Source organism: Streptomyces sp. NPDC002643, assembly GCF_053592555.1.
Genome location: NZ_JBSFVY010000009.1, coordinates 121,380 through 145,941, shown reverse-complemented (window position 1 = coordinate 145,941; position 24,562 = coordinate 121,380). Strand labels below are relative to the sequence as shown.

Here is a 24,562-nt window from a genome sequence, read left to right as displayed (position 1 = left end):
ACCCTGCCGAGGGCCTGTCACTCCCATGAACCCCGCCGAGGGCCCGTTCCCGCGAGAGGAACGGGCCCTCGGCCGTACGCGTCGCGACCCGAGACAACGCGCTGGAGTCGATGCGTCGAACCGTCAGCCCCGGCTCCCGACGTATCGGACTCGGCACTTCGGCGGGGCTCGGTGCACCTGACTCGGTTCACCGACCCGCGCGAAGCGGTCTCGTGGTCCTCGCGATGGCCCCGCTCAGCGCACCGGCATGCCCTGCGGCTGCGGCGGTGCGATACCGAGCGCCGTCGTGTACTTGCCGAGCGCCAGCTTGCCGATCGCCGGGTAGGGGCCGAGGGCCTCGGCGGCGGAGCAGCCCGCCTCCTTCGCGGCGGCCTCGATCAGCCCCGCGTCGATCTCCGGCCCTATCAGATACGGCGCGAGCGCGAGCTGCTGGGAGCCGGAGGAGCGCAGCTGATCGGCGACGGCGGTGATCGCACCGTCCTGGTCGAGCGCGGCGGCCATGACCGGCACGGCGAGGCGCGCGGCGAGCAGCATGCCCGTGATCCCGGCGGCCTGCACGGCCTCCTCACCGCCCACGGACGCGAGGATGATGCCGTCGGCGGCGGTCGCGACCGTGAACAGCCGGGCCCGGTCGGCGCGGGCCAGACCGGCCTCGGACAGACGTACGTGCAGGGCCTCGGCGAGCAGCGGATGCGGACCGAGGACATCGGTCAGCTCGGCCGCGATCTTGCTCTCCATCACGGCCTGGCGGACCTGGCGCAGCGTGGCGCTGTCCGGACCGGCCAGCAGGGGCACCACGACGGCGACGGGGCCGTCGGGCTCCTTGACGTCGAGACCGGCGGCGCGCGCCTGCTCGAAACGGGCGGTGCGCTCCTCGGCGGCGTGCGTCAGCACCGACTGCAGCGTGGGGTACTCGTCGGTGCCGCCGTCGACGTACGCGATGCGGGCGTCGAGGCCGGGCAGCTCGGAGCGCGCGATGCTCACGACCTCCTCGGCGAGGCTGCGCGTGGCGGCGCTGGGCGTGCCCGGCACCGCGAGGACGAGCGCGGGCGCGCCCTCGGGGGCCGCCAGCGGCTCGGGGCGGCGGTGCCGTCCCGGCTGGCGGGGTCGCGGCATTCGTACAGGCAGGCCGGATGCGGGCCCAGTGGGGGAGCTCATGGCGCCGCATGCTACTGGCTTCTTGGGCTCCCCTGTTCGGGGAGGGTGCAGGTGAGCGGTATCCGTCCGGATTTGTCTGATGAGTTACGTGCCGATCAGGCCCGATCGATACCGCATTCATCTGCTGAGCGGCATTCTTGCCCACCCTCAGTGGTGCTTGTCCGACAGGCCGCTTAACTCCGTATTTCAGGTACTACTTTTCGGCCATCACGTACAACATCCGCTCGTCGTACGGCAACCGCAGCCGACCGGCGGCCAGCTCGGTCGCGATCCGTACGGCACCGTCCAACGGATCGCCGGCCGAGGGCACCCGTCGCGCGTACGGCAGCCGCTCCGCCAACTCCGCCTCCAGCGGTACGAGGAGGGGTTCGCCCAGCTTGAACAGGCCGCCGGTGAGGGCGATTCGGGGCTCGCCGTCGCCCGGGCAGACGGCGACCGCGGCATCGGCCAGGTGCCGGGCCGCCGTGCGCAGGATGTCGGCCGCCACCGGGTCGTCCTCGGCGCAGTCGGCCACCTCGGGCGCGAACGAGGCGAGTACGGCGGGGCGGTCGGGCCTGGGGTAGAGCCGCCCGGGCAGCCCGCCGGCCGGGCCGAAGGCGTCCTCGGCGCGCGCCAGCAGCCGGACGGAACCACCGGCCCGTCCGTCGTGCGCCCGCATCGCGGCCTCCAGCCCGGCCCGTCCGATCCACGCCCCGCCACCGCAGTCGCCCAGCAGATGCCCCCAGCCGTCCGCCCGACGCCAGGTCTCCAGATCCGTGCCGAGGGCGATCAGCCCCGTGCCACCGGCGATCACCGCACCCGGCACGGCACCGAGCGCCCCCGTGTACGCGCTGACCGCGTCGGCGACGAGCGCGATCCGCCGGACCCCCAACTCGCGCTCCAACGCGGCGGGCAGCTCGGCCCGCATCCGCTCACCGAGCGAGGCGAACCCGGTGGCCCCGACGGCCACGGCCGCCGGAGAGCCGAAGCCGCCGGTACGGCCAGCCCGACCCGGCTGCCCGGACTCACCCGGACGCTCACTTCCACCGGCGACCCCGGCCCCGGCCGCGTCGAGCAACCGCCGTGCCATGGGCAGCAGTTGCTCCAGCAGATGCCCGGCGTCGATTCCCCGGGTCCCGGTCCGCACCGGCTCCTGGGAGACGATCGGCTCCCCGACCACCTGACCGCCCACGGCCACCGCGGCGCGCAGCCCGGAGCCGCCGGAGTCGACGGCGAGCACGACGGGCCGCCGGTCGCCGCCGATGCCCGGAGCCGGTGCCGGAGCGCCGTCCGGTCCGTCTCCCGGTGCTCGGCTCGGGGCGTCGCCCGGCACCGAAGCCATCGGCTCCGCGCGCGCCGCCCCTTCGCCTGTCATGGCAGGCGCCAGTCCACCGGGACGCCGCCCTGCCTGGCCAGCAGGTCGTTGGCGCGGCTGAAGGGGCGGGAGCCGAAGAAGCCTCGGTCGGCGGACATGGGGGAGGGGTGGGCGGACTCGATGGACGGGAGGTCACCGAGGAGGGGGCGGAGGTTACGGGCGTCGCGGCCCCAGAGGATGGACACCAGGGGGCGTCCGCGCGCGGCCAGCGCACGTATCGCCTGCTCGGTGACCTCCTCCCAGCCCTTGCCCCGGTGCGCGGCCGGCTTGCGCGGGGCCGTGGTGAGCGCTCTGTTGAGGAGCAGCACGCCCTGCCGCGTCCACGGGGTGAGGTCGCCGTTGGACGGGGGCGGGAGCCCTAGGTCGTTGCCCAGCTCCCGGTAGATGTTGATCAGGCTGCCCGGCAGCGGCCGTACCTCCGGCGCGACCGAGAAGGACAGCCCGACCGCGTGCCCCGGTGTCGGATACGGGTCCTGGCCGACGATGAGGACGCGGACGTCGTCGAAGGGCTGCTGGAAGGCCCTGAGGACGTTGGAGCCGGCCGGGAGATAGGTGCGTCCCGCGGCGATCTCCGCGCGCAGGAAGTCCCCCATCTGAGCGATCTGTCCGGCCACGGGTTCCAGGGCCTTCGCCCAGCCCGCTTCGACGATTTCATGCAACGGTCGTGGTGCCACGGCGTCACCCTACTGGTGCAACGGCCGTGACGATCAACCGACGCCCGGAGCATGATCGAGACTGACCGCTTCGCGGTCGAACTCGTTCGACTCCAGGCCGACTTAAGCGCCGGCGCGGGTACTCACCGCAGGACATGAACAACACGCGTCCCCCCTTCTCCACCGCTCCGCTTTCTCCACACCGCTCCGCTTCTCCGCCGTAGCTCAGCCCACGACCGCCGCCCGTACGCACAGCACATCCGGCAGATGCGACAGCAACTGCCGCCAGCTCTCGCCGTCGTCGGCCGACGCGTACACCTCGCCGTTGCGATTGCCGAAGTACACCCCCGCCGTGTCCATGCCGTCCGTGCACATCGCGTCGCGCAGCACCGTGCCGTAGTGGTCCTCGGTGGGCAGCCCCGCCGACAGCGGCTCCCAGCTCTTGCCCGCGTCCGCCGTGCGGAAGACCCGGCAGCGGTGGTCGGCCGGCACGCGGTCGGCGTCGGCGTTGATCGGGAACACATACGCGGTGTCCCCGCGATGCGGATGGGCGACAGCGGCGAAGCCGAACGTGGAGGGCAGACCCTCGCCGATGTCGGTCCAGTGGGCGCCCGCGTCGTCGCTGCGGTACACACCCCAGTGGTTCTGCAGATACAGCCGGTCCGGGGTCGCCGCGTCCCGCGCGACCTTGTGCACACACTGGCCGAACTCGGGGTCGGGATCGGGCAGGAACACCGCCGAGACACCGGAGTTGGAAGGCGACCAACTGGTGCCGCCGTCATCGGAGCGGAACACCCCGGCGGCGGAGACGGCCACGGTCAGCGCGCGAGGGTCCCGCTCGTCGGTCAGGATCGTGTGCAGGCCCTCGCCGCCGCCACCCGGCATCCACTGGTCGCGGGTCGGGTGCTCCCACAGCGGCCGTACCAGCTCGAAGGTCTCGCCGCGGTCCTCCGAGCGGTACAGCGCGGCCGGCTCCGTGCCCGCCCACACCACGTCGGGCTCGGCGGCCGAGGGGTGCAGCTGCCAGACGCGCTCCAGGGAGGCGCCGGTGTCCTTCGGGAACTTGACGGCGGGCCGGGCCGGCTCGGTCCAGGTGCGGCCCAGGTCGTCGGAGTGGAACACGGAGGGGCCCCAGTGCGCACTGTCGCCGCCGACCAGCAGCCGGGGGATGTTCCCCCGCGTGTCGATGGCGACCGCGTACACGGCCTGGGCGTTGAAGTACGGGCTCTCGTCGAAGGTCCAGGGCTGTCCGGCGCCGCCGCGCCGTCGTCCGATGAACAGGCCCTTGCGGGTGCCTACGGTGAGCAGTACGTCGGCCATGCCGACCACCTCCGGGACATCGTCGTCTCAGTCACGGGTCAGTCTGCACCCCACCACTGACAGTCACCCCTCGGACGGCTGCGTCGCAGGTCAGAGGGGGTGGCCTCGGTCGGCACCGGGGTGCGCCGACGGCCGGATCGGGTGGGGTGACCGACGTCGCATGAGCAGGGGGAGAGCCGTCGCCGTATGGGAGAGCGGTCCGGCAGTCCTGCGTGTGTGAGGGAGGGTGCCCCCGATGGTGGCATTCCGTGGTCCGAGGGTGTGGTTGTGGCGATGGCGGCGCAACCCGCTGAGAAGGCGCAGCGACCGGCTGGAGTCCTGGGTGGTGCTGGCCACCTGGGCGCTGACTCTGGTCGGCGGTGTGGTCGCGGGGCTGCTCGCGGCCGAGTCCGTCGAGTCCGGGCTCGCCCGGCAGCGTGCCGAGTGGCGCCCCACCGCCGCCATGCTCACCGAGGACGCGCCGGAGCCTTCCTCGACGAGCGGGCCGGGCGCCGAGAAGGTGTGGGCGAAGGTGCGCTGGACGGCTCCGGACGGCACGGAACGCCATGGTCAGGCCAGGGTCGACCCGGCCACCCTCATGGGCGCCCCGGTCACCGTCTGGACGGACACCGAGGGCCTGCTGGTGACCAAGCCGGCCACCGAGTCCCAGGCCCGGCTGCGCGCGGGGCTCGTCGGCGGCCTCGCGGGGCTGTGCGTCGCGGCCATGCCGTACGTCGGCGGCAGGCTCGTCCGCTCGCGCCTCGAACGGCTGCGGATGGACCAGTGGGACGAGGAGTGGGAGCGGATCGGCCCGCTGTGGGAGCGGAAGATCTGGTGACGCCGGGCAGGGAGGTCCGGTGACGGCGGGCGGTACGAGCGGGTGTCGTGCCGCATACGAGCGGGTGTCGTGCTGAATGCGTCGGCGACCGGACGAGACCCGTGGGGGAGGGTTCCGTCCGGCCGCCGGGGTGGACTCACCGGTGGGTGAGGAGCGGGCTCACCGGTAGGTGATGTCCGAGGTGGAGTACAGGCAGTTGGTGCTGTCGGGGCCGGTGCCGACCGCCGTGTTGTTGTTGTACTTCTGGCACGGGATGACCTTGCGGCTGCTGTCGTTGAGGATTGTGATGCCGCGCAGCGTCGCCACGTCGCCCCGGTTGACGTTGATGCCGACGAGCCGTGCGGTGGAGCCCGTTCCGGTGACCTCGATATTGCTGAGGTTGACCTTGCGGGTGTACTGCGTGGAGCAGTCGCCGCACGAGCGGTACAGCGTCTTGAACTCGCTGACCGCGAAGTTGGAGATGTTGAGCGTGCCGGGCCCGTTGTGCTGGAAGACCTTGTCGGCCGCCTTCTTGGCGCCGCCGCCGGTCACCGTGTAGGTGGAGCCGCCGCGGAAGGTGGCCGCGTCCTCGCCGACGTCCTCCCACCAGACGTTCTGCAGGGTGCAGTTGCCCTCGCAGTGGATGCCGTCGGCGCCGGGCGCTCCGATGATGACGTTCTTCAGCGTCGCGCCGGCCGCGAGCTTGAAGATCGGGTCCTGGCCCTCTTCCTGACCGTCACCAGCCAGGTCGCCGCTGCCGTAGTAGCGGACCATGCCGCCGTCGCGGACACCGGACACCGAGATGGTGGAGCTGACCGGCTGGTTGCCGCTGGCCGACGGCCAGGTGGCGGCGCTGGCCGGAGTGGCGCCGGATGTCATGATCATGCCAAACGAGAAGCCGAAGGCGGCCACCGTCCCGGTCATCGCACGCGTACGCGCGCGTGGACGTGTCGCAGAAGTCATGTCCCGATTCCTTCTGTTGTCCGTGCGGTTGGGGGGTTGGGGGTACTCAGAGCTTCCCGGCGCCCGCACCCGAGGTCACCGAGGCGACGACGGACGAGGCGGACTCCGCGGTGTAGCCGTATGGCGGGGAGGTGAAGGACCCCACCTGGGAGATCTCGGTGGCGGCCCCACCGAGGTCGTTGCCGCGCAGATTCGCGTAACCGTCCACGTCACTGCTGCGGTTCGTGGTGACCGCGATCTTCGTGTTGCGGAAGACGTTGTTCTCCACGAGCATCTGGGCGCCCATGCGCGAGTGGCAGGCGGTGTCGGCGCCGTCCACGTAGTTGTTGTAGAAGTGCCCGGTGCCGAAGCGCAGGCTGGGGATGCGCGAGTAGACGTTGCCGAAGTGGTTGTGGTGGTACGTCACCCTCAAGTGGCCGGTGTCCTCGGAGGCGTTGTTGTCGCTGTGTCCGACGAGCGAGCCCTTGAAGTGGTCCTTGAAGGTGTTCCAGGACACGGTCACGTAGTCGGAGCCGTGGTTGACGTCCAGCAGGCCGTCGTAATGGTCCTTGTCGTGTTCGCGGTCCGCCGAGAAGGAGTTGTGGTCGATCCACACCTTCGTCGACTCCTGGACCGTGATCCCGTCCGCGGGGGCCACCGGCTTGCTGATGTTCAGATTGCGGACGACGACGTTGGTCTCCTCCTTGATCCGCAGCCCGCCGCCGGTGAAGCCCGACGACGAACCCACGCCCAGCACCGTGGTGTTGGAGCCGATGTCGACCTGGCCGGACAGGGAGATCAGACCGTTGACCCGGACGACCTTGGCCGCGTTGCCCGAGACGGCGCTCTGGAACGCGGCGAGCGTCGACACCGTCACCGGCGTGGCGCTGCCGCCGCCGGTCGTTCCGGCGCCGTAACCGATCGGCGCGGTCTCGGCGGCGCCCGCGGACTGCGGCAGGGCGAGCACGGCGGCCGTCGCCAGGGCGGCCGCGGTGGCCACCAGAGTCGATCTTTGCGCATGTGTATGTGGGGGGACGGTACGCATGGGGAGTGCGTCCCTTCATGAAGACCGGTGGGTCATGTACATGAACAGAGTTCGCCATATTGAATTGTTCGAGCGGCGGGAGGTGCCGAGCTGGGGTTCTCGGTGTCCCGAAAGGTGCGCAGCCCCAAGCGAATGGGGCTCACTCGCGTGCCGGCCCGCACGCGTCATCGAAGGCAGCTGGTTCACACTGCTGAACGGAACGTAGGCGGCAAGCGCTTTCTAGTCAACGCTTTGCGCAAAAAACATTGAGTTCCACCCGGTGCCGAGAGCGAATTCTTTCGATGTGTGGGAGCGCTTCCACCTCGACCATGCGCATGTCACGATGCTCGCCCGGACGCTTCCCTTCCGAGAGGGGCGAGTCGATGACGACCCCACGTATGCGTACGTTCATCAGCGGACTGGTCCTGGCGTTACTGGCCGTCGGACTCACCTCGCTGACCCCCGGCCCGGCGACCGCCGACACCTCACGGACCGACCTCGCGGGACCGCTGCCCACGTCGTTCACCTGGTCATCGACCGGCCCGCTGATCTCACCGAAACCGGACGCCACCCATCCGATCGTCTCCGTCAAGGACCCGTCGGTCTTCCGGTACGACAACAAGTGGCACGTCTACGCCACGACCGCCAACACGTCCGGCGCCTGGAGCCTCGCCCACACCAGCTTCACTGACTGGTCCCAGGCCGCCGCCGCACCGCAGACGTTCCTCGACACCAATCCGAACATCGGCAACCGGTACGCCGCCGCCCCGCAGGTCTTCTACTTCGCGCCGCAGAAGCTCTGGTACATGGTCTACCAGACCGGCCCGCCGTCGTATTCGACCACGACCGACCCCGGAAATCCGCGCAGTTGGAGCGCTCCGCGCACCTTCATGAGCACCGAGCCGCCCATCGTCACCCAGAACAAGGGCAACGGCCAGTGGCTGGACTTCTGGACGATCTGCGACAGCACCGACTGCTATCTGTTCTTCTCGGACGACAACGGCCACCAGTACCGCTCCCGCACGACGCTCGGCGAGTTCCCGAACGGCTTCCGGGAGACCGCGATCGTGCTCTCCGAGCCCAACCGCTTCGACCTGTGGGAGGCGAGCAACGTCTACCGGGTCGGCGACAGCGGCACCTACCTCCTGCTCGTCGAGGCGTTCGCCACCAAGTCCGACTGGCGGCGCTACTTCCGGGCCTGGACCGCCGATCGCCTGGGCGGCACCTGGACACCGCTCACGGCCGACGAGGCCAACCCGTTCATCCGCTCCAACAACGTGGCCTTCGCGGCCGGCGTACCCGCCTGGACGAAGGACTTCAGCCATGGCGATCTGATCCGTGACGGTGTCGACCAGACGCAGAGGATCAATCCCTGTCGGCTGCAGTACCTGTACCAGGGGGTGGACCCGGGGGCGGCCGGCGACTACTCGCAGCTGCCTTGGCGTCTTGCTCTGCTGACTCAGACCAACTCCGCTTGCTGATACAGGGAGACGAGGACGTGTCCATCACCTCTCATGGTTACGCTCCGTTTGGAGTGCCTAGTGGAGTGCCGGGAAGTGTCGTCGGGCGGCTGCGGCGGCGTCGTGGCTGGTCGCGCCCACGCGGCGGAGCCGCACATGACACAGCCCCGCGCCCCTTCAGGGCGGTGCTGCTCGGCTTGCTTGTGTCGTTGCTCGCGGCTGCCCTCCTCAACGCGTCTGCCGCCTCCGCAAAAGCCGATGTCGCGCCCACCGCCGCGCTCACCGAGGTCACCGGCTTCGGGGAGAATCCCAGCAGCCTCCAGATGTACCTGTACGTGCCGGAGAGCGTCACCGCGAACCCGGCGGTTCTGGTCGCCGTGCACTACTGCACCGGGTCCGGGCCGGCGATGTACAGCGGTACCGAGTACGCGCAACTCGCCGACCGGTACGGGTTCATCGTCGTGTACCCGTCCGTCACCCGCAGCAGCAAGTGCTTCGACGTCTCCTCGCCGCAGGCGCTGCGCCGGGGCGGCGGCAGTGACCCCGTGGGCATCAAGTCCATGGTCGACTGGACGGTCCGCACCTACTCCGCCGACACCAGCCGCGTCTTCGTCACCGGTATCTCCTCCGGCGCGATGATGACCAACGTCCTGCTCGGCGACTACCCCGATGTCTTCGCCGCGGGCGCCGCCTTCGCCGGAGTGCCCTTCGCCTGCTTCGCCACCACCAACGGCTCCGAGTGGAACAGCGAGTGCGCGAACGGCACCATCACCCGCACCCCGCAGGCCTGGGGCGACCTCGTCCGGGGCGCCTACCCCGGCTACACCGGACCCCGGCCGCGTATGCAGCTCTGGCACGGTACCGAGGACGATGTGCTGCGCTACCCCAACTTCGGGGAGATGATCAAGCAGTGGACCGATGTGCACGGCGTCAGCCAGACCCCGTCCGCCACCGACTCGCCCGAGGCCAACTGGACCCGCACCCGCTACGGCGCCACCGGTGACCGCGCCCCCGTCGAGGCCATCAGCCTCCAGGGCACCGGCCACAACCTCTACGCCTGGGGCATGGGCGAGCGCGTCCTGACGTTCTTCGGCCTCAACAGCTCGGGTCCCGCGCCCCAACCCCCGGCCGGACCCTGCAAGGTGACCGTCACCACCAACGCCTGGAACACCGGCCTCACCGCCTCGGTGACCATCACCAACACCGGCACGACCACCGTCAACGGCTGGCAGCTCGGCTTCACCCTGCCCTCCGGCCAGACCATCACCAACGGCTGGGGCGCCACCTACAGCCCGGCGAGTGGCGCCGTGACCGCGACGAACGTCTCGTACAACGGGTCGATAGCGCCGGGCGCGAGCGTCAGCATCGGTTACCAGGCGAACCACAGTGGGAACAGTGCGGCGCCGGGGGCGTATGCGCTCAACGGGACGGCGTGTACGTGACGCTCCCCCTCTGGGGTCCCTTCGGAGCCCCGCCCCCGTTTCCGTACCCCCGAGAAAGGCACCCTGCCCGTGCACTTGTCCGGCCGTCCCAGAAGGACACCGCTCGCCAACCTGATCGCCGTCTGTGTTCTCGTTCTTGCCGTGGTCGTGGCCTCGTCTGCCGTGACCGCGCTCGTCAGAAGCTCGCAGCGGAGTGACGGAACCGGGGCCGATGACACAACGAAATCCGCCCGGCACTGGGTGAACACCTGGTCGGCGATGCCCCAGCTCACCGAGCCGGGCAATATGCCGCCCGCGCCGTTCACCGGCGAGCGGGCCGTCCTCGTGGACACCACTCTGCGGCAGACCGTGAGGGTCACCACCGGCGGCGACCGTATGCGGCTGCGCTTCTCCAACGCCTTCGGTGGCACCCCGCTGCCGTTGACCGCCGTGACCGTGGCGCTGCCGCTGGGCGGGCAGGCCGGGGTGGGGGCGATCGAGCCCGGGACGACCGAGGCGGTGACGTTCGGCGGACGGGGGTCCACGACCGTGCCGACGGGCGCCCAAGTGGTGTCGGACCCGCTGGACTTCACCCTGGCGCCCGGTTCCAATCTCGCCGTGACCGCGTACCTCGCCGAGGGGCAGCAGTCCATCGCGCTCACCTCGCACCCGGGGTCCCGCACCACGTCGTACCTCCGGCACGGCGACCACACCCGCGCCGAGGACCTGCCCGGTGCGACCCCCACCAACCACTGGTATCTGCTCAGCGACGTCGAGGTGCTCTCGCGACCGTCCACGACCGCGGTGGCCGTCCTCGGCGACTCGCTCACCGACGGCCGGGGTTCCACCACCAACGGCAACAACCGCTGGCCCGACCAGCTCTTCGACCGCCTCCAACAACAGCCCGCCACACGGAACATCGCGGTCGTCAACCAGGCGGCCGGCGGCAACCGCGTCCTCAACGACGGACTCGGTCCCAATGCCCTCGCCCGCTTCGACCGCGACATCCTCGCCCACAGCGCCGTCGGCCAACTCATCGTCTTCGAGGGGATCAATGACCTCGGCACGGCCGAGGCGACCCCCGCCGCCCAGCAGCGCGTCACCGCCGACCTCATCGCCGCGTACGACCAACTCGTCGTCCGCGCCCACGCCCAGGGCATCCGCGTCTACGGCGCCACCCTGCTGCCGTTCGACGGCAACACCCCGTACGACGACGCCGCCGGACTCCGCGAGGCGTCACGGCAGACGGTCAACACCTGGATTCGCTCCAGCGGCCGCTTCGACGCCGTCCTCGACTTCGACCGCGCGGTCCGAGACCCCGGGAACCCGGCCCGCCTCGATCCCGCCCTCCACGACGGCGACTGGCTCCATCTCAACCCCGAGGGCTACCGGCTGCTGGCCGAGTCGGTTCCGTTGCGTCTGCTTCAGCGGAGGTGAACGGCTCCGCCGTCCCTACGCCGTTTCCTGGCCCTCCAGGAACCGCAGCAGGACGGCGGCCTCGGCGTGGAGCCGTGCGACGTGGTCGGCGTGCGCGGGCGCGGTCAACCGGGCGGCGGCCTCCAGCCGTTCGGTGGCCTCGGCCCGCACGATGTCCACCACGACGCGCTCGCTCAGCTCACGCCGGGCCGCCTCGGTGGCACCGGCACCGACCGGCGACTGTTCGAGCGCCCCGGCGCGCGACGCGGTCTCCTCCACGGGCACCGCCTCCGCGTTGTCCAGCGCGGCGAGCGTGGCACGCAGGACGCTCACCGTCACCTTGTCACGGGCGCGCATCGCCTCGGGCAGCGCCTGACGCATTCGAACACGTAGGGACATGCCGGGACCCTATCGTGCCGTCGACGCGAGGGCGGCTGAGCGTCAGCTGCAGGTCCAGGTGTTGTAGCCGGCGGTCCGCCAGATGTCGTTACGGTCCTTGAACATGTACTTGCCTTCGGTGTTGCGTATCACCTGGAAGCTGACCCGCGAACCGTAGTACGTCAGGTAGAGCGTCCTGCCTCGCTCCTCGCTACCGCCGGTCATCGTGAGCTTGTCGTCGGCGCGCGCGAAGGTGCTGGAGCCCACGATCCCGTCTATGTAGTCCAGGCGCCACCTGCCCTGCATCGATGAGGTCGCCAGTTCGGTGTTGCGGCCGAATATTCCGTCGATGTCCGCCTCGTCGAACTGGGTGCCGTCGATCTCGGTGGCACCCTCCGCCCAGAGGATCTTCTGCCACAGACATGTGGCGTTGGAGTTGGCGTAAGGGTTGCCGAGCTTCAGAACCCCTTCGTCCCCCCAGTCTCCTTCGTACTCGTCGTAGCCGCGAACATAGCCGTCGCTGGCTTTGGCGGCGGCCGGTGTTGCGCTGAGAGCCAGGGAAGCGGCGGCCAGGGCACCCACCGTGGCTGCCGCGATCCGGGTTCGTGTCGAGCGGTTCCTCATCGGTCTTCTTCCCCTTCTGGTCATGCGGTTCCGGAGCCTTCTGCGCTCGCCTCGGGCTGGAGAACTCGGCTGAGCGCCACCCGCTTTGCCTGCTGGAACCGGTCCAGTTCCGCCTTGGCCTCGGCGCGAACCGGTCTCTCAGCCTTCGCCTGAACGTCCGCGATGCGCTGATGCGTATGCCTTTCGAGCTGGCAGCTCAGATCGTCCCGGGCCAGGGCCAGTTCCCGATTTCCCACGGCCAGTACCTGGTCGTGATCACCTTCGGCTTCTGCCAGTTGGTCGAGGATCTCCTTACGGGGGTCCTCCAGCGTGGTGTAGGAGTACCCCAGGTCGGCCATGCACCTGGCCCAGTCCGCCTCCGCTTCGTGAAAGCCGGGGGAGGCCAGGGTTCGCCGAATGGCGTCGTTGCTCAGGTCCTCGACCACATAGCGCAGTTCGGACCAGCCTTCGCCGTAGACGTCGTCCCGTGCTCTCTGGACGCACGAGTGGGGGGAGTAGCTGATGCGTCGGCCGCTGGGGAGTGAGATCTCCACGTGATCGTCCTGGCTGCCGAGCAGCGCCTGCTGCCACTCCTCCCGCTCCGCGTCCGGAAGGGCGGCCAGCATGTCCGCGTTCGGATCGTTCGGTGGCCCCTCCAGCACCGCGCCGGTCAGCCCGTAGCCATCGCTCTTCGACCACTGGGTCGACAACAACGTATAGGGGTTGATGGCGGCTGCGCGCCGGGCGTCACGGGCGGGGCCGATCCGATATTCGTGCCCCTGTTCCCGCATGCATGTCCGGATCAGAGCCTCCTCGGAGTCGCGCAGAGCTGTCCGCTCGGCGGCCGAGAAGTGCAAGGCGCCCGACAGCGGCCGGGGGATGGGGACTTCGGCCTCGGTCGCGGCCCCACGGCCGGGTGCCGCGCACCCGGCCGTGAGCAATACAGCGGCTGCCGCTCCCCAGAGCAGTCGTCGCATGGGTCAGCAGTTCGTCCAGTAGTTGGAGCCGACACCGTCCTCGAAGTTGGTGCCGTCGGTGTTCGACACGTAATAGCCACGCGGGAAGAGCTGGGCCGTGCCCCGGAACCAGGTGTTGGTGTAGAGGATGACGTCGCAGCTGTTGCCGTTGTTGTGCAGCGACTTGGCGTTGTCGAACTTGCTGTACTGCCGCAGGTTGTGATTGTTGCCCCATACCTGGCCGGGGGTACCGCCCCCGTAGGTCTGTGAGTACGCACACAACGCGCCCGAGTCACAGTCATCCCAGCTGGCCTGCGCCGGACTGGCCCCGAGCCCGAGCCCCAAACCGGCCACCAGCGTGCCACCCGCGGCCATAGCGGCAACCTTCGCTCTGAACCGAGCGATCCTGTCCATAGCTGAACTCCCCCTCTGTGACGCATCGACAAGCATGCTGATCACGATCGGACTGTTGGCCTGGTCAGGCTAGGTGGCCTGGTGCTGAACAGGTCCCTATAACGTTTCAGGGTGCGCCAGCGGCTCCGCCGCACCGCGGCTGGTTGCCGGCGGTACTAGATGGCCTCTTCCTGGGGTTTCGCGACGCCGCCCGCCGGGTCTCCCTGGGTGCCGCCCACCGCGTCTCCCCGGTCGCCGCCCGCCCCCTCGCCCCCGACGGCGTTCGAACCCGCCTTCCCCCGCCGGTGGTTGAACAGGAGGTTCAGGGCGATCGCCGTCAGGCAGCCCGCGCTGATGCCGCTGTTCATCACCGTCTGGAACCAGTCAGGGAACCCGGCGTAGACCGTGGGCACCCCGACCGGGAGCAGGCCAACGGCCACCGACACGGCGACGACCGTCAGATTGTCGTTGCCCTTGAAGTCGACCTGGGCGAGCGTGCGCAGACCGCTCGCGGCGACCGTGCCGAACATGACCAGCCCCGCCCCGCCGAGCACCGGGGCCGGAATGGCGGCGACCACCGCGCCCAGCTTGGGCAGCAGCCCCAGCAGGACCAGGATGCCGCCGGCCACCGCCACAACCCAGCGGCTGCGCACCCGGGTCATCCCGACCAGGCCCACGTTCTGCGCGTACGCCGTGTACGGGAAGGTGTTGAAGACGCCGCCGAGGACCGTGGAGAACCCGTCGGCCCGCAGCCCGTCGGCGAGGGAGCGCGGCTCCACCCTGCGGTCGGTCATCTCGCCGACCGCGATCAGGTCACCCGTCGTCTCGGTCATGGTCACCAAGGCCACGATCAACATGGACGCGATCGCCGAGACCTCGAACGTCGGCGCCCCGAAGTGGAACGGCGTGCTGATGCCCAGCCAGTCCGCCTCCCTCACCCCGCCGAAATCGGTGAACCCGAACGGCACCGCCACCGCGAGGCCCAGCACGATGCCGATCAGCACCGCGATCCGGCTGAGGAAGGCGGGCGCGAAGCGCTGCACCCCGAGTACGACGAGCAGCACGAACGCCGCCAGCGCCAGGTTCCTCGGCTCCCCGAAGTCCTCCGCGCCCACTCCACCGGCCGCCCAGTTGCCCGCCACCGGGAGCAGGGAGAGACCGATGATCAGGATGACGGTGCCGGTGACGAGCGGCGGGAAGAAGCGCAGCAGTCTGCCGAAGACCGGCGCCAGCAACATGATCGCCAGCCCGGCCACGATCACCGAACCGTAGATCGCCGGGAGTCCACCGCCCTCCGTGCCGATCAGCACCATCGGTGAGACCGCCGCGAACGTACAGCCCTGCATGATCGGCAGCCGGGCGCCGAAACGCCGGACGCCGACGCACTGGATCAGCGTCGCGATACCGCAGACCAGCAGATCCGCGGTGATCAGATACGCCAGGTCGGCGGGCGGGAGCCGCATGGCTCCGCCGACGATCAGGGGGACGGCCACCGCGCCCGCGTACATCGCGAGCACGTGTTGGAGGCCGAAGGCGGCGAGTTGGCGGACGGGCGGTACTTCGTCCACCGGGTGGACGGGCGCGGGTGTTGTCATGGGCGAGACCATAGACGGATTGAACAGTTTGTTGATTTCAGGGGTGTTGCCTGTCTGCGTTTCGGGTGCGGGTGAGTGGGGGCTTGTCGCGCAGTTCCCCGCGCCCCTAAAGGGCGCGGCTGCCGTGTGCCGCAGTCATGAGGGACTCCCAGTCGGGCAGTTTCACCACCGCCCTGCCCAGCGACGCGCCCAACGCGGCCTCCGCCCGTTCGATCGCCTGCCAGCCCGGCCACTCCACCGGGGTGACGCCCTCCGCCCGCAGGGCCGTCAGCGGATCGTCCGCCACCGGCCGCCGCGCGAGCGCGGGGGCGTCCTCCAGCAGCGAGGTCACCGTCTCCTTCGCGCACGGCCTGTTCGTGCCGATCACACCTGTCGGGCCCCGCTTGATCCAGCCGGCCACGTACTCACCCTGCGCCGGAACGCCCTCACGCACGACGCGGCCCGCCCGATGCGGAACCGTGCCGTGCGCCGGGTCGAAGGGCAGACCCTCCAGCGGCACCCCTCGGTAGCCGACGGAGCGCAGGACCAGCTGGGCCTCGATCTCCTCGTAGCGGCCGGTGCCGGTCACTCCGCCCCGGCCGTCCGGCTCGGTGCGTTCCAGACGGACCCCGCAGACGTGGTCGCCGTCGGCGAGGAGTTCCACGGGCCGCAGGAAGAAGCGCAGCCGGATGCGGTGGCGGGCCCTCGCCGATCGCGCCCGGGGATCGTCGGACGGCGCGGTGGCCCAGCCGCGCAGGACCTCCACATTGCGCCGCTGGGCCGCGGGCAGGGCCGAGGGGTCCACATACGCCGGGTCCAGCTCCAACTCCGCCGGATTGACCGTGACCTCGGTGTCCGGAAGGGTGCCCAGCTCGCGCAGCTCCTTGGTGGTGAAGCGGGCCTGGGAGGGGCCTCGGCGGCCCACCATGTGGACCCGGGTGATCTCGCTGGCGGCGAGCGAGGCGAGGGCGGCCTGGGGCATGTCGGTGGGGGCCAGCTCGGTCGCCGCGCGGGCCAGCATCCGGGTCACGTCGACGGCGACGTTCCCCACGCCGATCACCACGGCCGTACGCGCCCCGGACACGAAAGCGTCGGCCCGGGCGTCCGGGTGCGCGCTGTACCAGGACACGAACTCGGTCGCCGACCAGCTGCCCCGCAGCTCCTCGCCCGGGATGCCGAGCCTGCGGTCGGTGGCGGCGCCGACGCAGTACACCACCGCGTGGTACAGCTCCCGCAGCCGGGCCACGGACACACCCCCGGGGCCCACCTGGACCCCGCCGAGGAACCGCACCCGCTCGTGCTCCAGGACGGTGCGCAGATTGCCCTGCAGCGACTTGATCTTCTCGTGGTCCGGCGCCACCCCGTACCGCACCAGACCGTACGGACACGGCAGCCGGTCCAGGACGTCGACGTACACCGAGGAATCCTGCTGGACGAGGCCCTGGGCGGTGTAGCAGCCGCTCGGGCCCGACCCCACGACGGCGATACGCAGCACGGCGGAACTCCTTACCCGAGGAGATCGCTGATGCCTCCAGGATCGCACCGGGGCGCCCGCCGGGGGAGGGGCGTGTCGGCCGGACGGGCGTCAGCGGCCCCCTTCGGCGCGTACGACGGCTGCTGCGCCGTAGGGGTGCCGTGGGTGCCCGGGGCATGCGTGGCTCTGCTGAGAGAATGTGATCATTCGCTTACGTTGCGTAGGTGCTCGAAGCATCCTTTCTCAACCTCTCCGATCGCCAGTGGCAGGACGGTGCCGTGACCGTGCGGCCCGCGTGGGAAGTGCGGGAACACGACGGCGACACGGCCTGGTTCGACGCCCGGCTGACCTTTCCGGACGGCGCCGAGGTCGAGGTGCTCGCCGTGGTGCGGGACGGGCGGCTGTCGCTGGAGGACGTCCGGGCGCGGCCGCCGATGTCCCTGGACGACCTGGCGGAGCTGGCCGACTGGATCGAGGGCCCGCTCTTCGAGTCGTGCGGCACCGGGCCCGAGCCGGTCGAGGAGCCGGCGTACGAGTACCCGTACGGGATGCCGTTCGGGTCCGGGCGCCGGGCCCGGCCCGCGTGGCCCCGTGGGGTGGAGGGGCGGCGGCTGGTCGCCGAGGAGTACCTGGCGGCGCAGCGCTCGGGGTACGACCCGGTGCTCGCGGTGATGTGCGCGACCGGGCACAGCCGCCGCAAGTCGCTGCGGCTGATCGCCGGGGCGCGGGACGAGGGAATGCTGGCGCCCCGCCACGCCCGGCGCTGAGGCCGCGCGGGGCACTGAGGCCGCACGGGGCGCTGAGGCCGCCGGGCCCGAGGGGGAGCGGCTACTTCGCGAGGTCGCGCATCCGGCTGATCTCGGTGGTCTGCTGGGCGATCACGTCGTCGGCCATCTCCTCGATCGCGATGTTGTTGCCCTGGGCCTTCACATCGGTGGCCATGGTGACCGCGCCCTCGTGGTGAGTGATCATCAGCTTCAGGAAGAGGTCGTCGAACGCCGCGCCCTTGAGCGTGCCGAGTTCCTCCATCTGCTCCTCGCTCGCCATGCCCGGCATCTGCTCGTGGTGGTGCGAACTGCCCTTTCCGTCCCCGTCGTTGGTCTTCAGCCAGGCCTCCATGGAGTCGATCTCCGGCTGCTGGGCCGCCGAGATGCGCTCGGCGAGCCGCTTCACACCGGTCGACTCGGCCCGTTCGGGGGCCAGTTCGGTCATCTCGATGGCCTGGGTGTGGTGCTCGATCATCATGCGGGCGTAGTCGAGGTCCGCGGAGTTCGGTGAATCGTCCTCGGCGCGTTGTTTCTCGGCTTCCGCGGGAGACAGGGTTCGGGCCGCCTCACCGGGCTTCCCGGGCGCTATCACCGCGGGCCCGCTGGATTTAGCGGAATCACCGTCAGGGGCCGCCTCCGTGTCCGAGTCGCAGCCCGTGAGCAGGAGCAGAGCGGTCGTCAGCGAGGCCGTGACCAGCGATGTGCGGAATCTGTGACGGTCGAGCACAGTGACCTCCTGGGGCACAGGAACGGGCGTACACCTCGTGAGTGTTGACGGAAGTTCCTAACACGTATTCACACATCCGCGATCAAATTTGTTCGTTACAAATACATTGCCGTCTGTTGATCTGTGCATGATGAAGACGATACTTCGGAGGTGCCTGAACCGTTCCACCGTGAACGGCTACACGGGAGGACACAGTGACCCTGTTGAACAACCTGCGGACCAGACGCAGACGCCTGGGTGTCGCCGCGACCGCGGCGGGACTCCTGGCCGCGTTACTCACGGCCGGACCGGCGGCCGCGATCCCCGACCCCGGGGACGCGCCCGTCACGCCGAAGGAGGTCTCCCAGCGCGACGCCGCCGAGGCGCGCGCGGCGATAGCCGCCGGCGAGATCCCGGGCCAGGACGAGGTCGTGCACTCGGCCAACATCCAGCACATCACCAACATCCCCAAGGACGCGCTGCCCGGCACCAACTCGGACCTCGCCTTCCAGGGCAAGTACGCCTTCTCCGGCAACTACGACGGCTTCCGTATCTTCGACATCAGCAACCCCAAGTCGCCCAGGACGGTCGCCCAGGTGCTCTGCCCGGGCTCCCAGAACGACATCTCCGTCTCCGGCGACCTGCTCTTCCTGTCCACCGACTCCTCGCGCAGCGACAGCTCCTGCAACAGCACCACGCAGCCGGCGACCGAGAAGTCGTCGTGGGAGGGCATGAAGATCTTCGACATCAGCGACAAGAAGAACCCCAAGTACGTCGCCGCCGTCGAGACCGCCTGCGGCTCACACACCCACACGCTGGTGCCCGAGCGCAAGAACGTCTACGTGTACGTCTCCTCGTACTCGCCGAGCGCGTCCTTCCCCGACTGCCAACCACCGCACGACGGCATCTCGGTCATCAAGGTGCCGCGCAAGTCGCCCGAGAAGGCGGCCGTGGTGAACTTCCCGGTCCTCTTCCCCGGTGAGGGCGCGGACGGCGGCGGCAACCCGGGTTCGCCCACGAACCCCGGTGTCTCCAAGACCACCGGCTGCCACGACATCACGGTGCTGCCGTCGAAGGACCTCGCCGCCGGTGCCTGCATGGGCGACGGCATCCTGTTCTCCATCAAGGACCCGGAGAACCCGAAGATCATCGACCAGGTCCAGGACAATGTGAACTTCGCGTTCTGGCACTCGGCCACCTTCAACCAGAAGGCGAACAAGGTGGTCTTCACCGACGAGCTGGGCGGCGGCGTCGGCGCCACCTGCAACGAGGCCATCGGCCCGAACCGCGGCGCCGACGGCGTCTACGACATCGTGGGCAAGGGCGACCACCGCAAGCTCGTCTTCAAGAGCTACTTCAAGATCCCCCGCCACCAGGCGGACACCGAGAACTGCGTCGCCCACAACGGCTCGCTGATCCCGGTCAAGGGCAAGGACATCATGGTCCAGGCCTGGTACCAGGGCGGCGTCTCCGTCTGGGACTTCACCAACTCCTCGAAGCCCGAGGAGATCGCCTACTTCGAGCGCGGTCCGCTGACCACCGACACGCTCACGGTGGCCGGTTCGTGGTCGGCGTACTACTACAACGGCTACATCTACTCGAACGACATCGCCAAGGGCTTCGACGTCCTGAAGATCAACGACCGTCGTACGGACCCCGCCAAGTGGGTCCATCTGCGCGAGCTCAATGTGCAGACCCAGCCGGACTACTTCGACTTCGGCTGGTAGCGGGCCCTGTCACTCGTCCCGCCGGACCCCTCGGGGACCGGCGGGACGACTCCGCCCGTCCGTCAACTCCGGTGCGGTCCGCCGCAGTCGTTCCCCGCAACGTCGTCGTCACTCTTCATTGACCGAGGGGCCGCGCGGAGACATTCTGTAACTCCTGCGTTGACAGGTCGGCAGCGAACTATACTCAGCGCTCCCGGGCGGCGACCCTGTGTGTCCCGCCCGGTCGTTGTTCGTCCCGGGCCGCACGGGGGACGGTCCGGGACGGACCTCCAGCGGCGCCGGACAGCGGGCGGTACCACCTCTCGTGCGCCAGCACCGCGAGGGCCACCGTCAGCCCGCCCAGCAGCCAGCCGCCCAGTACGTCCGACGCCCAGTGCACGCCCAGCCAGATCCGGGTCAGGCCCACCCCGACGACGGACACCGCCGCCACCCACAGCGCCCACCGCAACAGCACGCCCCCGACGCCGTACCGGTGGAGCAGCCAGAGGAGAAGGCCGCACACCACCGTCGCCGTCATGGCGTGGCCGGACGGGAACGCGGCGTAGTGCGCGGAGTCGACCGGGTCCGGCCACACGGGGCGCTCGCGGCCGACGGCGGCCTTCATCCCCTGCTGGACGAGGGTGCCGACCGCGCAGGTGACGGCCAGCCAGACGGCCGTCCACCACTCTCTGTGACGCCAGATCAGCCATACGACGGCGCCCGCCGCCAGCAGACGCATGGTCACCGGGTCCCAGACCCAGTCCGTCAGGACGCGGAACGTGTGGGTGACCCCCGACGAGTCGACCGCCCAGCGGTGCGTGGTGTCGGCGATGCCCTCGTCCAGCGACATCAGCGGCCGCCAGGACAGCGCGACCAGGGCGAGAAGCAGTACGCACGGAGTGGTCAGGGCCGCGACGGCGCGGGCGGTGACGGTGACCGACGGCCGGTGGGGCGGCGAGTCGATGGTGGGGGAGTGCATACAGCGATGGTCGCCGACGCGTGGGGTTCATGGCCAACTCCGAGGCGTGAGACGACTGTCACGGCCCGCGACCGGAGCAAACACCGGCGCCCGTACGTTGTTCTTGACCGGGTCTTTGCCTTGGCGACGCCGTGACGACATCTGGCCGTCGCCGCGCGGTCACTGTCCGAGTGCCCGCAACGCCGGCACGAAGGCCACCAGAACGGGGACCACGGGGACCGGCGCCGCGTACGCGGTCGGCCGCGGCCGGTGCGCGGGTGAGAGGCGGTCCGGGGGCGAGAGGAGCCGGTGCACGCGCCGCGGCACATGGTCCTCGGGTGTCGAGCAGGGCCCGAACACTCCCCGGTCCTCGTTGAGGCCGACGAGCGCGAGGGCGGTGGTGAGGCGGCCGTGGCGGCGCGAGGCCATGCCGCCGTCGACGAGTTCGACCGGACGGTGCATCTCGTCGCGGAACGCGGCGAACACCGGCACCTGCGGGAAACCACCCGTCGGCACCGCCGGACAGTGCGGCAACCAGCCATGGCGGGCCCGCGCGTGCCCCTGCTCGTGCGCGACCACCGCGTCCACCTGCCGCCCCTTCAGCCGCCGCAGCGCGGTCGTGGTGATGACCAGTCGAGGCGCCGCCCCGGGCAGCCACCACGCGTCCGGGCGCTCCCCCTCCACCACCACGAGCCGGCCCCCACCGGGCTCCTCACCGGGCAACAACGGGGCCCGCAACAGCAGTTCGGCCCGCCGCCGCCCGAGCCGCCGCCGGGCCCGTACGATCTCGCGCACCAGCATCGCCCCGGTCCACAGACCCCCGCAGGCCGGCGCCACCGCCACGACCGCCGCCCACCCACCGCCCGCGCCCAGCGCGTACGCCCTCGACCGCCGCCTCGGGCGCGGGCTCGAAGAGCCGCCCGCGCACCAAACAGAAACCGTCAGAAGCAGAAACCGGACTGCCAGAGCAGAAGCCGGACTGCCAGCAGCCGGATCAGACCGTCAGCAGCATGGCGAACATCCCGATCCCCATGGACAGTCGGCAGGCCCGCGCCACCTCCGGGCGGTCCCCCCAGCCGATCGCCCGCCGCCGCGCCGGTGCGGTACCGGCCCCACTACCGGCGCTGCCTCCACCGGCCAGGACCGGTACAGGCAGCAGACGCCCGCCCGCCCACAGCACATAACCCGCGAAGTACAGCAACAGCACTCCCGTCACCAGCGGCAACCCCGTGCCGCCGTGGGCGCCGCCCGGCGAGATGGCCATCGCCACCGACATGTGGACCATCGCCAGCGCGCCCACCAAGTGGTGCAGATGGTGCTGCGGACCCGTACGCGCCGCCCACAGCGCGCGCAGCGCGGCCCCGCCGAAGACGACGGTGTACACGAGCCAGGCCCAGCGCGGCGGCGCCACGACCGCCGCGGGTACGGCCATCACGGCCATGCCGAACCCCATGAGCGCCTCGCCGCCCGCGGCCCTTCGCTGCTCCTCGACGGCGCTGCGCATCCGCAGCAGACAGTAGGCACCGGTCGCCGCGCACAGCGCGACCAGCAGCCAGCCGGGTGAAGCCGGTCCGTGCACCGCACACCTCCACGCTCGACGGCGTCGGGCAGGGCATGCCCGGCCTCGGTGGGGCGCATACGAGCGCAAGGGTGTACGCGGGGGAGCGTGCGGGGGTGCGGAGTGGGCCGAGATGGCGGACGGAAGCCCTCGAGTGCTTCACGAGTAAAACACATGCTAACGTTCTTCTTCATGAGCGGCAGTGTCCGTCCGGACCGAGTCCGTCGCCTCCCCCTCTCCGGGGCGCTCCGGCTCGGCCGACCGTCCGAGATCTGGTTCAAACCCGCGCTGAGCGTGGTCGTCGCGAGTGCCCCGCCCCATCTCACGCTGCTCGCGCTGGCCCGTCTCGATCTGGCGATGTACGCGATGGCCGGGTCGCTGTGCGCGCTCTACGCCCACCACCTGCCGTACGCGGCCCGCGCCCGGACCCTGGCGCTGCTGGTGCTCGGCATGCTCGCGGGCCTCGCGACCGCGCTGGTCACCGCGTCGCTCACCACCGACCCGGTACTGCTGGTGACGGTCGGCGCACTGCTCGCCGCCGTGCAGAAGGCGCTGTGCGACGCGTCCCGGATCGGGCCGCCCGCGAACGTCGTCCTCGCCTTCGTCACCTCGGCGGCCCTCTTCGTCCCGCAGACCCCCGCCCAGGTCCCCGCTTACCTCGCGGTGGCCGCCGTCACGGGTGTCTGGGCCTGGCTGGTGTGTATGGCCCCCGGCCTCCTCCGTCGCCATGCACCCGCACACCGGGCCACCGCCCAGGCCCTGAAGGCGGTCGACCCGCCCACGCTGTGGAGCCGCCTCGGCCCCGTCACCCCTCTCGCCGTACGCACCGCGCTCGGCTGCGCCCTGGCCGGATACGCCTCGCTGGCCCTGGGCGTCGGCCGCCCGTACTGGGCGCTGGTCACCGCCGCATCCCTCTATCAGGCGAACCTCACCCTCACCTGGAACCGCACCGTGCAACGAGTCGTCGGCACCTTCGTCGGCGTTCTGGCCTTCGCCGCCCTGGCCCCCCTCGCCCACCTCGACCCCACGGCCCTCGTCCTGTGCTGCCTCGCCCTGAGCTTCGGAGCCGAGGCCTTGATCAGCCGCAACTACTGGCTCGGCATGATCTGCGTGACCCCGATGGCCCTGCTGGTCACCGAGTTCACCCGGTACGAGAGCCCGACGACCCTGATCACGGACCGCCTGGCGGACACGGTCGTCGGCGCCCTGGTCGGCCTCGCCGTGGCCACCGCCGCCGTACCCCGCCTCGCCCGCCCCGACACAGCGCGCGGGTGACACCTGCCGGGCTCGCCCGACCCCGTACGCTCACGGCGACGAACAACAACCCCGCTCGGGAGGGCGCACCAGCATGACGGCAGGCAATGGGCGGGCGGCGGCGGGAAACGGCGCGGCTCCCGGTGACACGGTCGCCAAGGTGGTGCGCCAGTGGCAGTCGGTGCACCCCGGTCTCGACACGGCACCCATGGAGATCATCGGCCGCGTCAACCGCTGTGCCGCCCTCCTCCAACAGGCCGAGGACGCCCCGTTGCGCCATGCCGGACTCACCCGCCCCGAGTTCGACGTCCTCGGCACCCTCCGCCGTACCGGCCACGAGCTGACCCCCAGCGAGCTCGCCCGCGAGACCTTCGCCTCCGGCGCCGCCGTCACCAAACGCCTCAAGCACCTCACCGAACTCGGCCTGGTCGAACGGCGCGGCGACACCCGTGACCGCCGCGTCGCCCATGTCCGCCTCACCGACGCCGGCCGCGATCTCGTCGACACCGTCCTGCCCGAGCAACTGGCCTACGAGACGGCCGTCCTGTCCGGAGTCGACGCCGACGACCGCCGTGAACTCGGCACGCTGCTGGAGGAGTTGCTGCTCCAACTGGAGGGCCGCCTCGGCCTGCCGCGCGCCTGACCGAGGGCGGCTCCCACGGTCGGGACCGCCTATCTGACACAGCGGCAG

General features: G+C 70.5%; 22 protein-coding genes and 2 pseudogenes. 8 read left to right on the top strand and 16 right to left on the bottom strand.

Annotated features, from left to right (window positions below; translation table 11 throughout):
* Nucleotides 1–234: 234 nt before the first annotated feature.
* From ACWD4G_RS16085 to ACWD4G_RS16070, 4 genes are all read right to left on the bottom strand, one after another.
* A complete protein-coding gene (locus ACWD4G_RS16085) occupies nt 235–1,158 on the bottom strand; it encodes a sirohydrochlorin chelatase (protein WP_451293666.1) in 924 nt (307 codons plus the stop codon).
* 193 nt (nt 1,159–1,351) lie between these two features.
* Nucleotides 1,352–2,512: an N-acetylglucosamine kinase gene (locus tag ACWD4G_RS16080; protein ID WP_451293664.1), complete on the bottom strand. Its 1,161-nt coding sequence runs from the start codon at nt 2,510–2,512 to the stop codon at nt 1,352–1,354.
* Complete coding sequence (locus ACWD4G_RS16075) at nt 2,509–3,186, bottom strand: uracil-DNA glycosylase (protein ID WP_451293662.1); 678 nt, start codon at nt 3,184–3,186, stop codon at nt 2,509–2,511. Before ACWD4G_RS16075 ends, ACWD4G_RS16080 begins: the two co-directional genes overlap by 4 nt.
* A gap of 204 nt (nt 3,187–3,390) precedes the next feature.
* A complete protein-coding gene (locus ACWD4G_RS16070) occupies nt 3,391–4,485 on the bottom strand; it encodes a WD40/YVTN/BNR-like repeat-containing protein (RefSeq protein ID WP_451293660.1) in 1,095 nt (364 codons plus the stop codon).
* 235 nt (nt 4,486–4,720) lie between these two features.
* On the opposite strand from ACWD4G_RS16070, the gene ACWD4G_RS16065 reads away from it, so the two are divergent.
* Nucleotides 4,721–5,302: an Rv1733c family protein gene (locus ACWD4G_RS16065; RefSeq protein ID WP_451293658.1), complete on the top strand. Its 582-nt coding sequence runs from the start codon at nt 4,721–4,723 to the stop codon at nt 5,300–5,302.
* A 159-nt stretch (nt 5,303–5,461) separates the two neighbouring features.
* Here ACWD4G_RS16065 and ACWD4G_RS16060 read toward each other — a convergent pair whose 3' ends face one another.
* Both ACWD4G_RS16060 and ACWD4G_RS16055 read right to left on the bottom strand, forming a co-directional pair.
* Nucleotides 5,462–6,244, bottom strand: coding sequence for a pectate lyase (locus ACWD4G_RS16060; protein WP_451293656.1), 783 nt, complete (start codon nt 6,242–6,244; stop codon nt 5,462–5,464).
* A gap of 46 nt (nt 6,245–6,290) precedes the next feature.
* Nucleotides 6,291–7,268, bottom strand: coding sequence for a pectate lyase family protein (locus ACWD4G_RS16055; protein WP_451293654.1), 978 nt, complete (start codon nt 7,266–7,268; stop codon nt 6,291–6,293).
* 362 nt (nt 7,269–7,630) lie between these two features.
* Between ACWD4G_RS16055 and ACWD4G_RS16050 the strand changes: the two genes are divergently transcribed.
* The 3 genes from ACWD4G_RS16050 (at nt 7,631) to ACWD4G_RS16040 (ending at nt 11,565) form a co-directional block, all read left to right on the top strand.
* Nucleotides 7,631–8,728: a non-reducing end alpha-L-arabinofuranosidase family hydrolase gene (locus ACWD4G_RS16050; RefSeq protein WP_451293652.1), complete on the top strand. Its 1,098-nt coding sequence runs from the start codon at nt 7,631–7,633 to the stop codon at nt 8,726–8,728.
* 164 nt (nt 8,729–8,892) lie between these two features.
* A complete protein-coding gene (locus ACWD4G_RS16045; RefSeq protein WP_451293650.1) occupies nt 8,893–10,149 on the top strand; it encodes an extracellular catalytic domain type 1 short-chain-length polyhydroxyalkanoate depolymerase in 1,257 nt (418 codons plus the stop codon).
* Between the two features lie 111 nt (nt 10,150–10,260).
* Nucleotides 10,261–11,565, top strand: a complete 1,305-nt coding sequence (locus tag ACWD4G_RS16040; RefSeq protein ID WP_451293912.1) for an SGNH/GDSL hydrolase family protein — start codon at nt 10,261–10,263, stop codon at nt 11,563–11,565.
* Between the two features lie 15 nt (nt 11,566–11,580).
* On the opposite strand, the gene ACWD4G_RS16035 is transcribed toward ACWD4G_RS16040, so the two are convergent.
* From ACWD4G_RS16035 to ACWD4G_RS16010, 6 genes are all read right to left on the bottom strand, one after another.
* Entirely contained in the window at nt 11,581–11,901 is a 321-nt protein-coding gene (locus ACWD4G_RS16035; RefSeq protein ID WP_451293910.1) for a hypothetical protein, read from the bottom strand.
* An 84-nt stretch (nt 11,902–11,985) separates the two neighbouring features.
* Nucleotides 11,986–12,546, bottom strand: coding sequence for a peptidoglycan-binding domain-containing protein (locus ACWD4G_RS16030; RefSeq protein ID WP_451293648.1), 561 nt, complete (start codon nt 12,544–12,546; stop codon nt 11,986–11,988).
* Nucleotides 12,547–12,566: 20 nt separating this feature from the next.
* On the bottom strand, nt 12,567–13,502 hold the full coding sequence (locus ACWD4G_RS16025; protein ID WP_451293646.1) for a hypothetical protein: 936 nt from the start codon (nt 13,500–13,502) through the stop codon (nt 12,567–12,569).
* 3 nt (nt 13,503–13,505) lie between these two features.
* Nucleotides 13,506–13,856: a peptidase inhibitor family I36 protein gene (locus ACWD4G_RS16020; protein WP_451293644.1), complete on the bottom strand. Its 351-nt coding sequence runs from the start codon at nt 13,854–13,856 to the stop codon at nt 13,506–13,508.
* 194 nt (nt 13,857–14,050) lie between these two features.
* The gene (locus ACWD4G_RS16015) at nt 14,051–15,469 is read right to left on the bottom strand and encodes a nucleobase:cation symporter-2 family protein (protein ID WP_451293642.1); all 1,419 of its coding nucleotides are present in this window, start codon (nt 15,467–15,469) and stop codon (nt 14,051–14,053) included.
* A 106-nt stretch (nt 15,470–15,575) separates the two neighbouring features.
* Entirely contained in the window at nt 15,576–16,943 is a 1,368-nt protein-coding gene (locus tag ACWD4G_RS16010) for an FAD-dependent oxidoreductase (RefSeq protein WP_451293640.1), read from the bottom strand.
* 257 nt (nt 16,944–17,200) lie between these two features.
* On the opposite strand from ACWD4G_RS16010, the gene ACWD4G_RS16005 reads away from it, so the two are divergent.
* The gene (locus ACWD4G_RS16005; protein ID WP_451293908.1) at nt 17,201–17,689 is read left to right on the top strand and encodes a DUF6214 family protein; all 489 of its coding nucleotides are present in this window, start codon (nt 17,201–17,203) and stop codon (nt 17,687–17,689) included.
* 61 nt (nt 17,690–17,750) lie between these two features.
* Here ACWD4G_RS16005 and ACWD4G_RS16000 read toward each other — a convergent pair whose 3' ends face one another.
* Complete coding sequence (locus tag ACWD4G_RS16000; RefSeq protein WP_451293638.1) at nt 17,751–18,416, bottom strand: DUF305 domain-containing protein; 666 nt, start codon at nt 18,414–18,416, stop codon at nt 17,751–17,753.
* A gap of 194 nt (nt 18,417–18,610) precedes the next feature.
* On the opposite strand from ACWD4G_RS16000, the gene ACWD4G_RS15995 reads away from it, so the two are divergent.
* On the top strand, nt 18,611–20,122 hold the full coding sequence (locus ACWD4G_RS15995; protein ID WP_451293636.1) for an LVIVD repeat-containing protein: 1,512 nt from the start codon (nt 18,611–18,613) through the stop codon (nt 20,120–20,122).
* Nucleotides 20,123–20,306: 184 nt separating this feature from the next.
* Here the strand turns inward: ACWD4G_RS15995 and ACWD4G_RS15990 are convergent, their stop codons facing one another.
* The 3 genes and pseudogenes from ACWD4G_RS15990 to ACWD4G_RS15980 form a co-directional block, all read right to left on the bottom strand.
* On the bottom strand, nt 20,307–21,080 hold the full coding sequence (locus tag ACWD4G_RS15990; RefSeq protein ID WP_451293634.1) for a phosphatase PAP2 family protein: 774 nt from the start codon (nt 21,078–21,080) through the stop codon (nt 20,307–20,309).
* A gap of 159 nt (nt 21,081–21,239) precedes the next feature.
* Nucleotides 21,240–21,990 (bottom strand): annotated as a pseudogene (locus ACWD4G_RS15985) (M56 family metallopeptidase); the annotation flags it as partial.
* 63 nt (nt 21,991–22,053) lie between these two features.
* Nucleotides 22,054–22,638, bottom strand: a complete 585-nt coding sequence (locus ACWD4G_RS15980) for a DUF5134 domain-containing protein (protein ID WP_451293632.1) — start codon at nt 22,636–22,638, stop codon at nt 22,054–22,056.
* 171 nt (nt 22,639–22,809) lie between these two features.
* On the opposite strand from ACWD4G_RS15980, the pseudogene ACWD4G_RS15975 reads away from it, so the two are divergent.
* Nucleotides 22,810–23,868 (top strand): annotated as a pseudogene (locus ACWD4G_RS15975) (FUSC family protein); the annotation flags it as partial.
* 97 nt (nt 23,869–23,965) lie between these two features.
* Nucleotides 23,966–24,514 (top strand): MarR family winged helix-turn-helix transcriptional regulator, encoded by a 549-nt coding sequence (locus ACWD4G_RS15970; protein ID WP_451293630.1) that lies wholly within the window; start codon nt 23,966–23,968, stop codon nt 24,512–24,514.
* Nucleotides 24,515–24,562 lie beyond the last annotated feature (48 nt).

Excerpts from the sequence above, each read along its gene's own strand:
- ACWD4G_RS16015 (WP_451293642.1), bottom strand. The coding sequence starts at position 15,469 with ATGACAACACCCGCGCCCGTCCACCCGGTGGACGAAGTACCGCCCGTC.
- ACWD4G_RS16030 (WP_451293648.1), bottom strand. The coding sequence starts at position 12,546 with ATGAGGAACCGCTCGACACGAACCCGGATCGCGGCAGCCACGGTGGGT.
- ACWD4G_RS15990 (WP_451293634.1), bottom strand. The coding sequence starts at position 21,080 with ATGCACTCCCCCACCATCGACTCGCCGCCCCACCGGCCGTCGGTCACC.
- ACWD4G_RS16025 (WP_451293646.1), bottom strand. The coding sequence starts at position 13,502 with ATGCGACGACTGCTCTGGGGAGCGGCAGCCGCTGTATTGCTCACGGCC.
- ACWD4G_RS16080 (WP_451293664.1), bottom strand. The coding sequence starts at position 2,512 with ATGACAGGCGAAGGGGCGGCGCGCGCGGAGCCGATGGCTTCGGTGCCG.
- ACWD4G_RS16065 (WP_451293658.1), top strand. The coding sequence starts at position 4,721 with ATGGTGGCATTCCGTGGTCCGAGGGTGTGGTTGTGGCGATGGCGGCGC.
- ACWD4G_RS16055 (WP_451293654.1), bottom strand. The coding sequence starts at position 7,268 with ATGCGTACCGTCCCCCCACATACACATGCGCAAAGATCGACTCTGGTG.
- ACWD4G_RS16020 (WP_451293644.1), bottom strand. The coding sequence starts at position 13,856 with ATGGCCGCGGGTGGCACGCTGGTGGCCGGTTTGGGGCTCGGGCTCGGG.
- ACWD4G_RS16070 (WP_451293660.1), bottom strand. The coding sequence starts at position 4,485 with ATGGCCGACGTACTGCTCACCGTAGGCACCCGCAAGGGCCTGTTCATC.
- ACWD4G_RS15970 (WP_451293630.1), top strand. The coding sequence starts at position 23,966 with ATGACGGCAGGCAATGGGCGGGCGGCGGCGGGAAACGGCGCGGCTCCC.
- ACWD4G_RS16085 (WP_451293666.1), bottom strand. The coding sequence starts at position 1,158 with ATGAGCTCCCCCACTGGGCCCGCATCCGGCCTGCCTGTACGAATGCCG.
- ACWD4G_RS16050 (WP_451293652.1), top strand. The coding sequence starts at position 7,631 with ATGACGACCCCACGTATGCGTACGTTCATCAGCGGACTGGTCCTGGCG.
- ACWD4G_RS16035 (WP_451293910.1), bottom strand. The coding sequence starts at position 11,901 with ATGCGCGCCCGTGACAAGGTGACGGTGAGCGTCCTGCGTGCCACGCTC.
- ACWD4G_RS16060 (WP_451293656.1), bottom strand. The coding sequence starts at position 6,244 with ATGACTTCTGCGACACGTCCACGCGCGCGTACGCGTGCGATGACCGGG.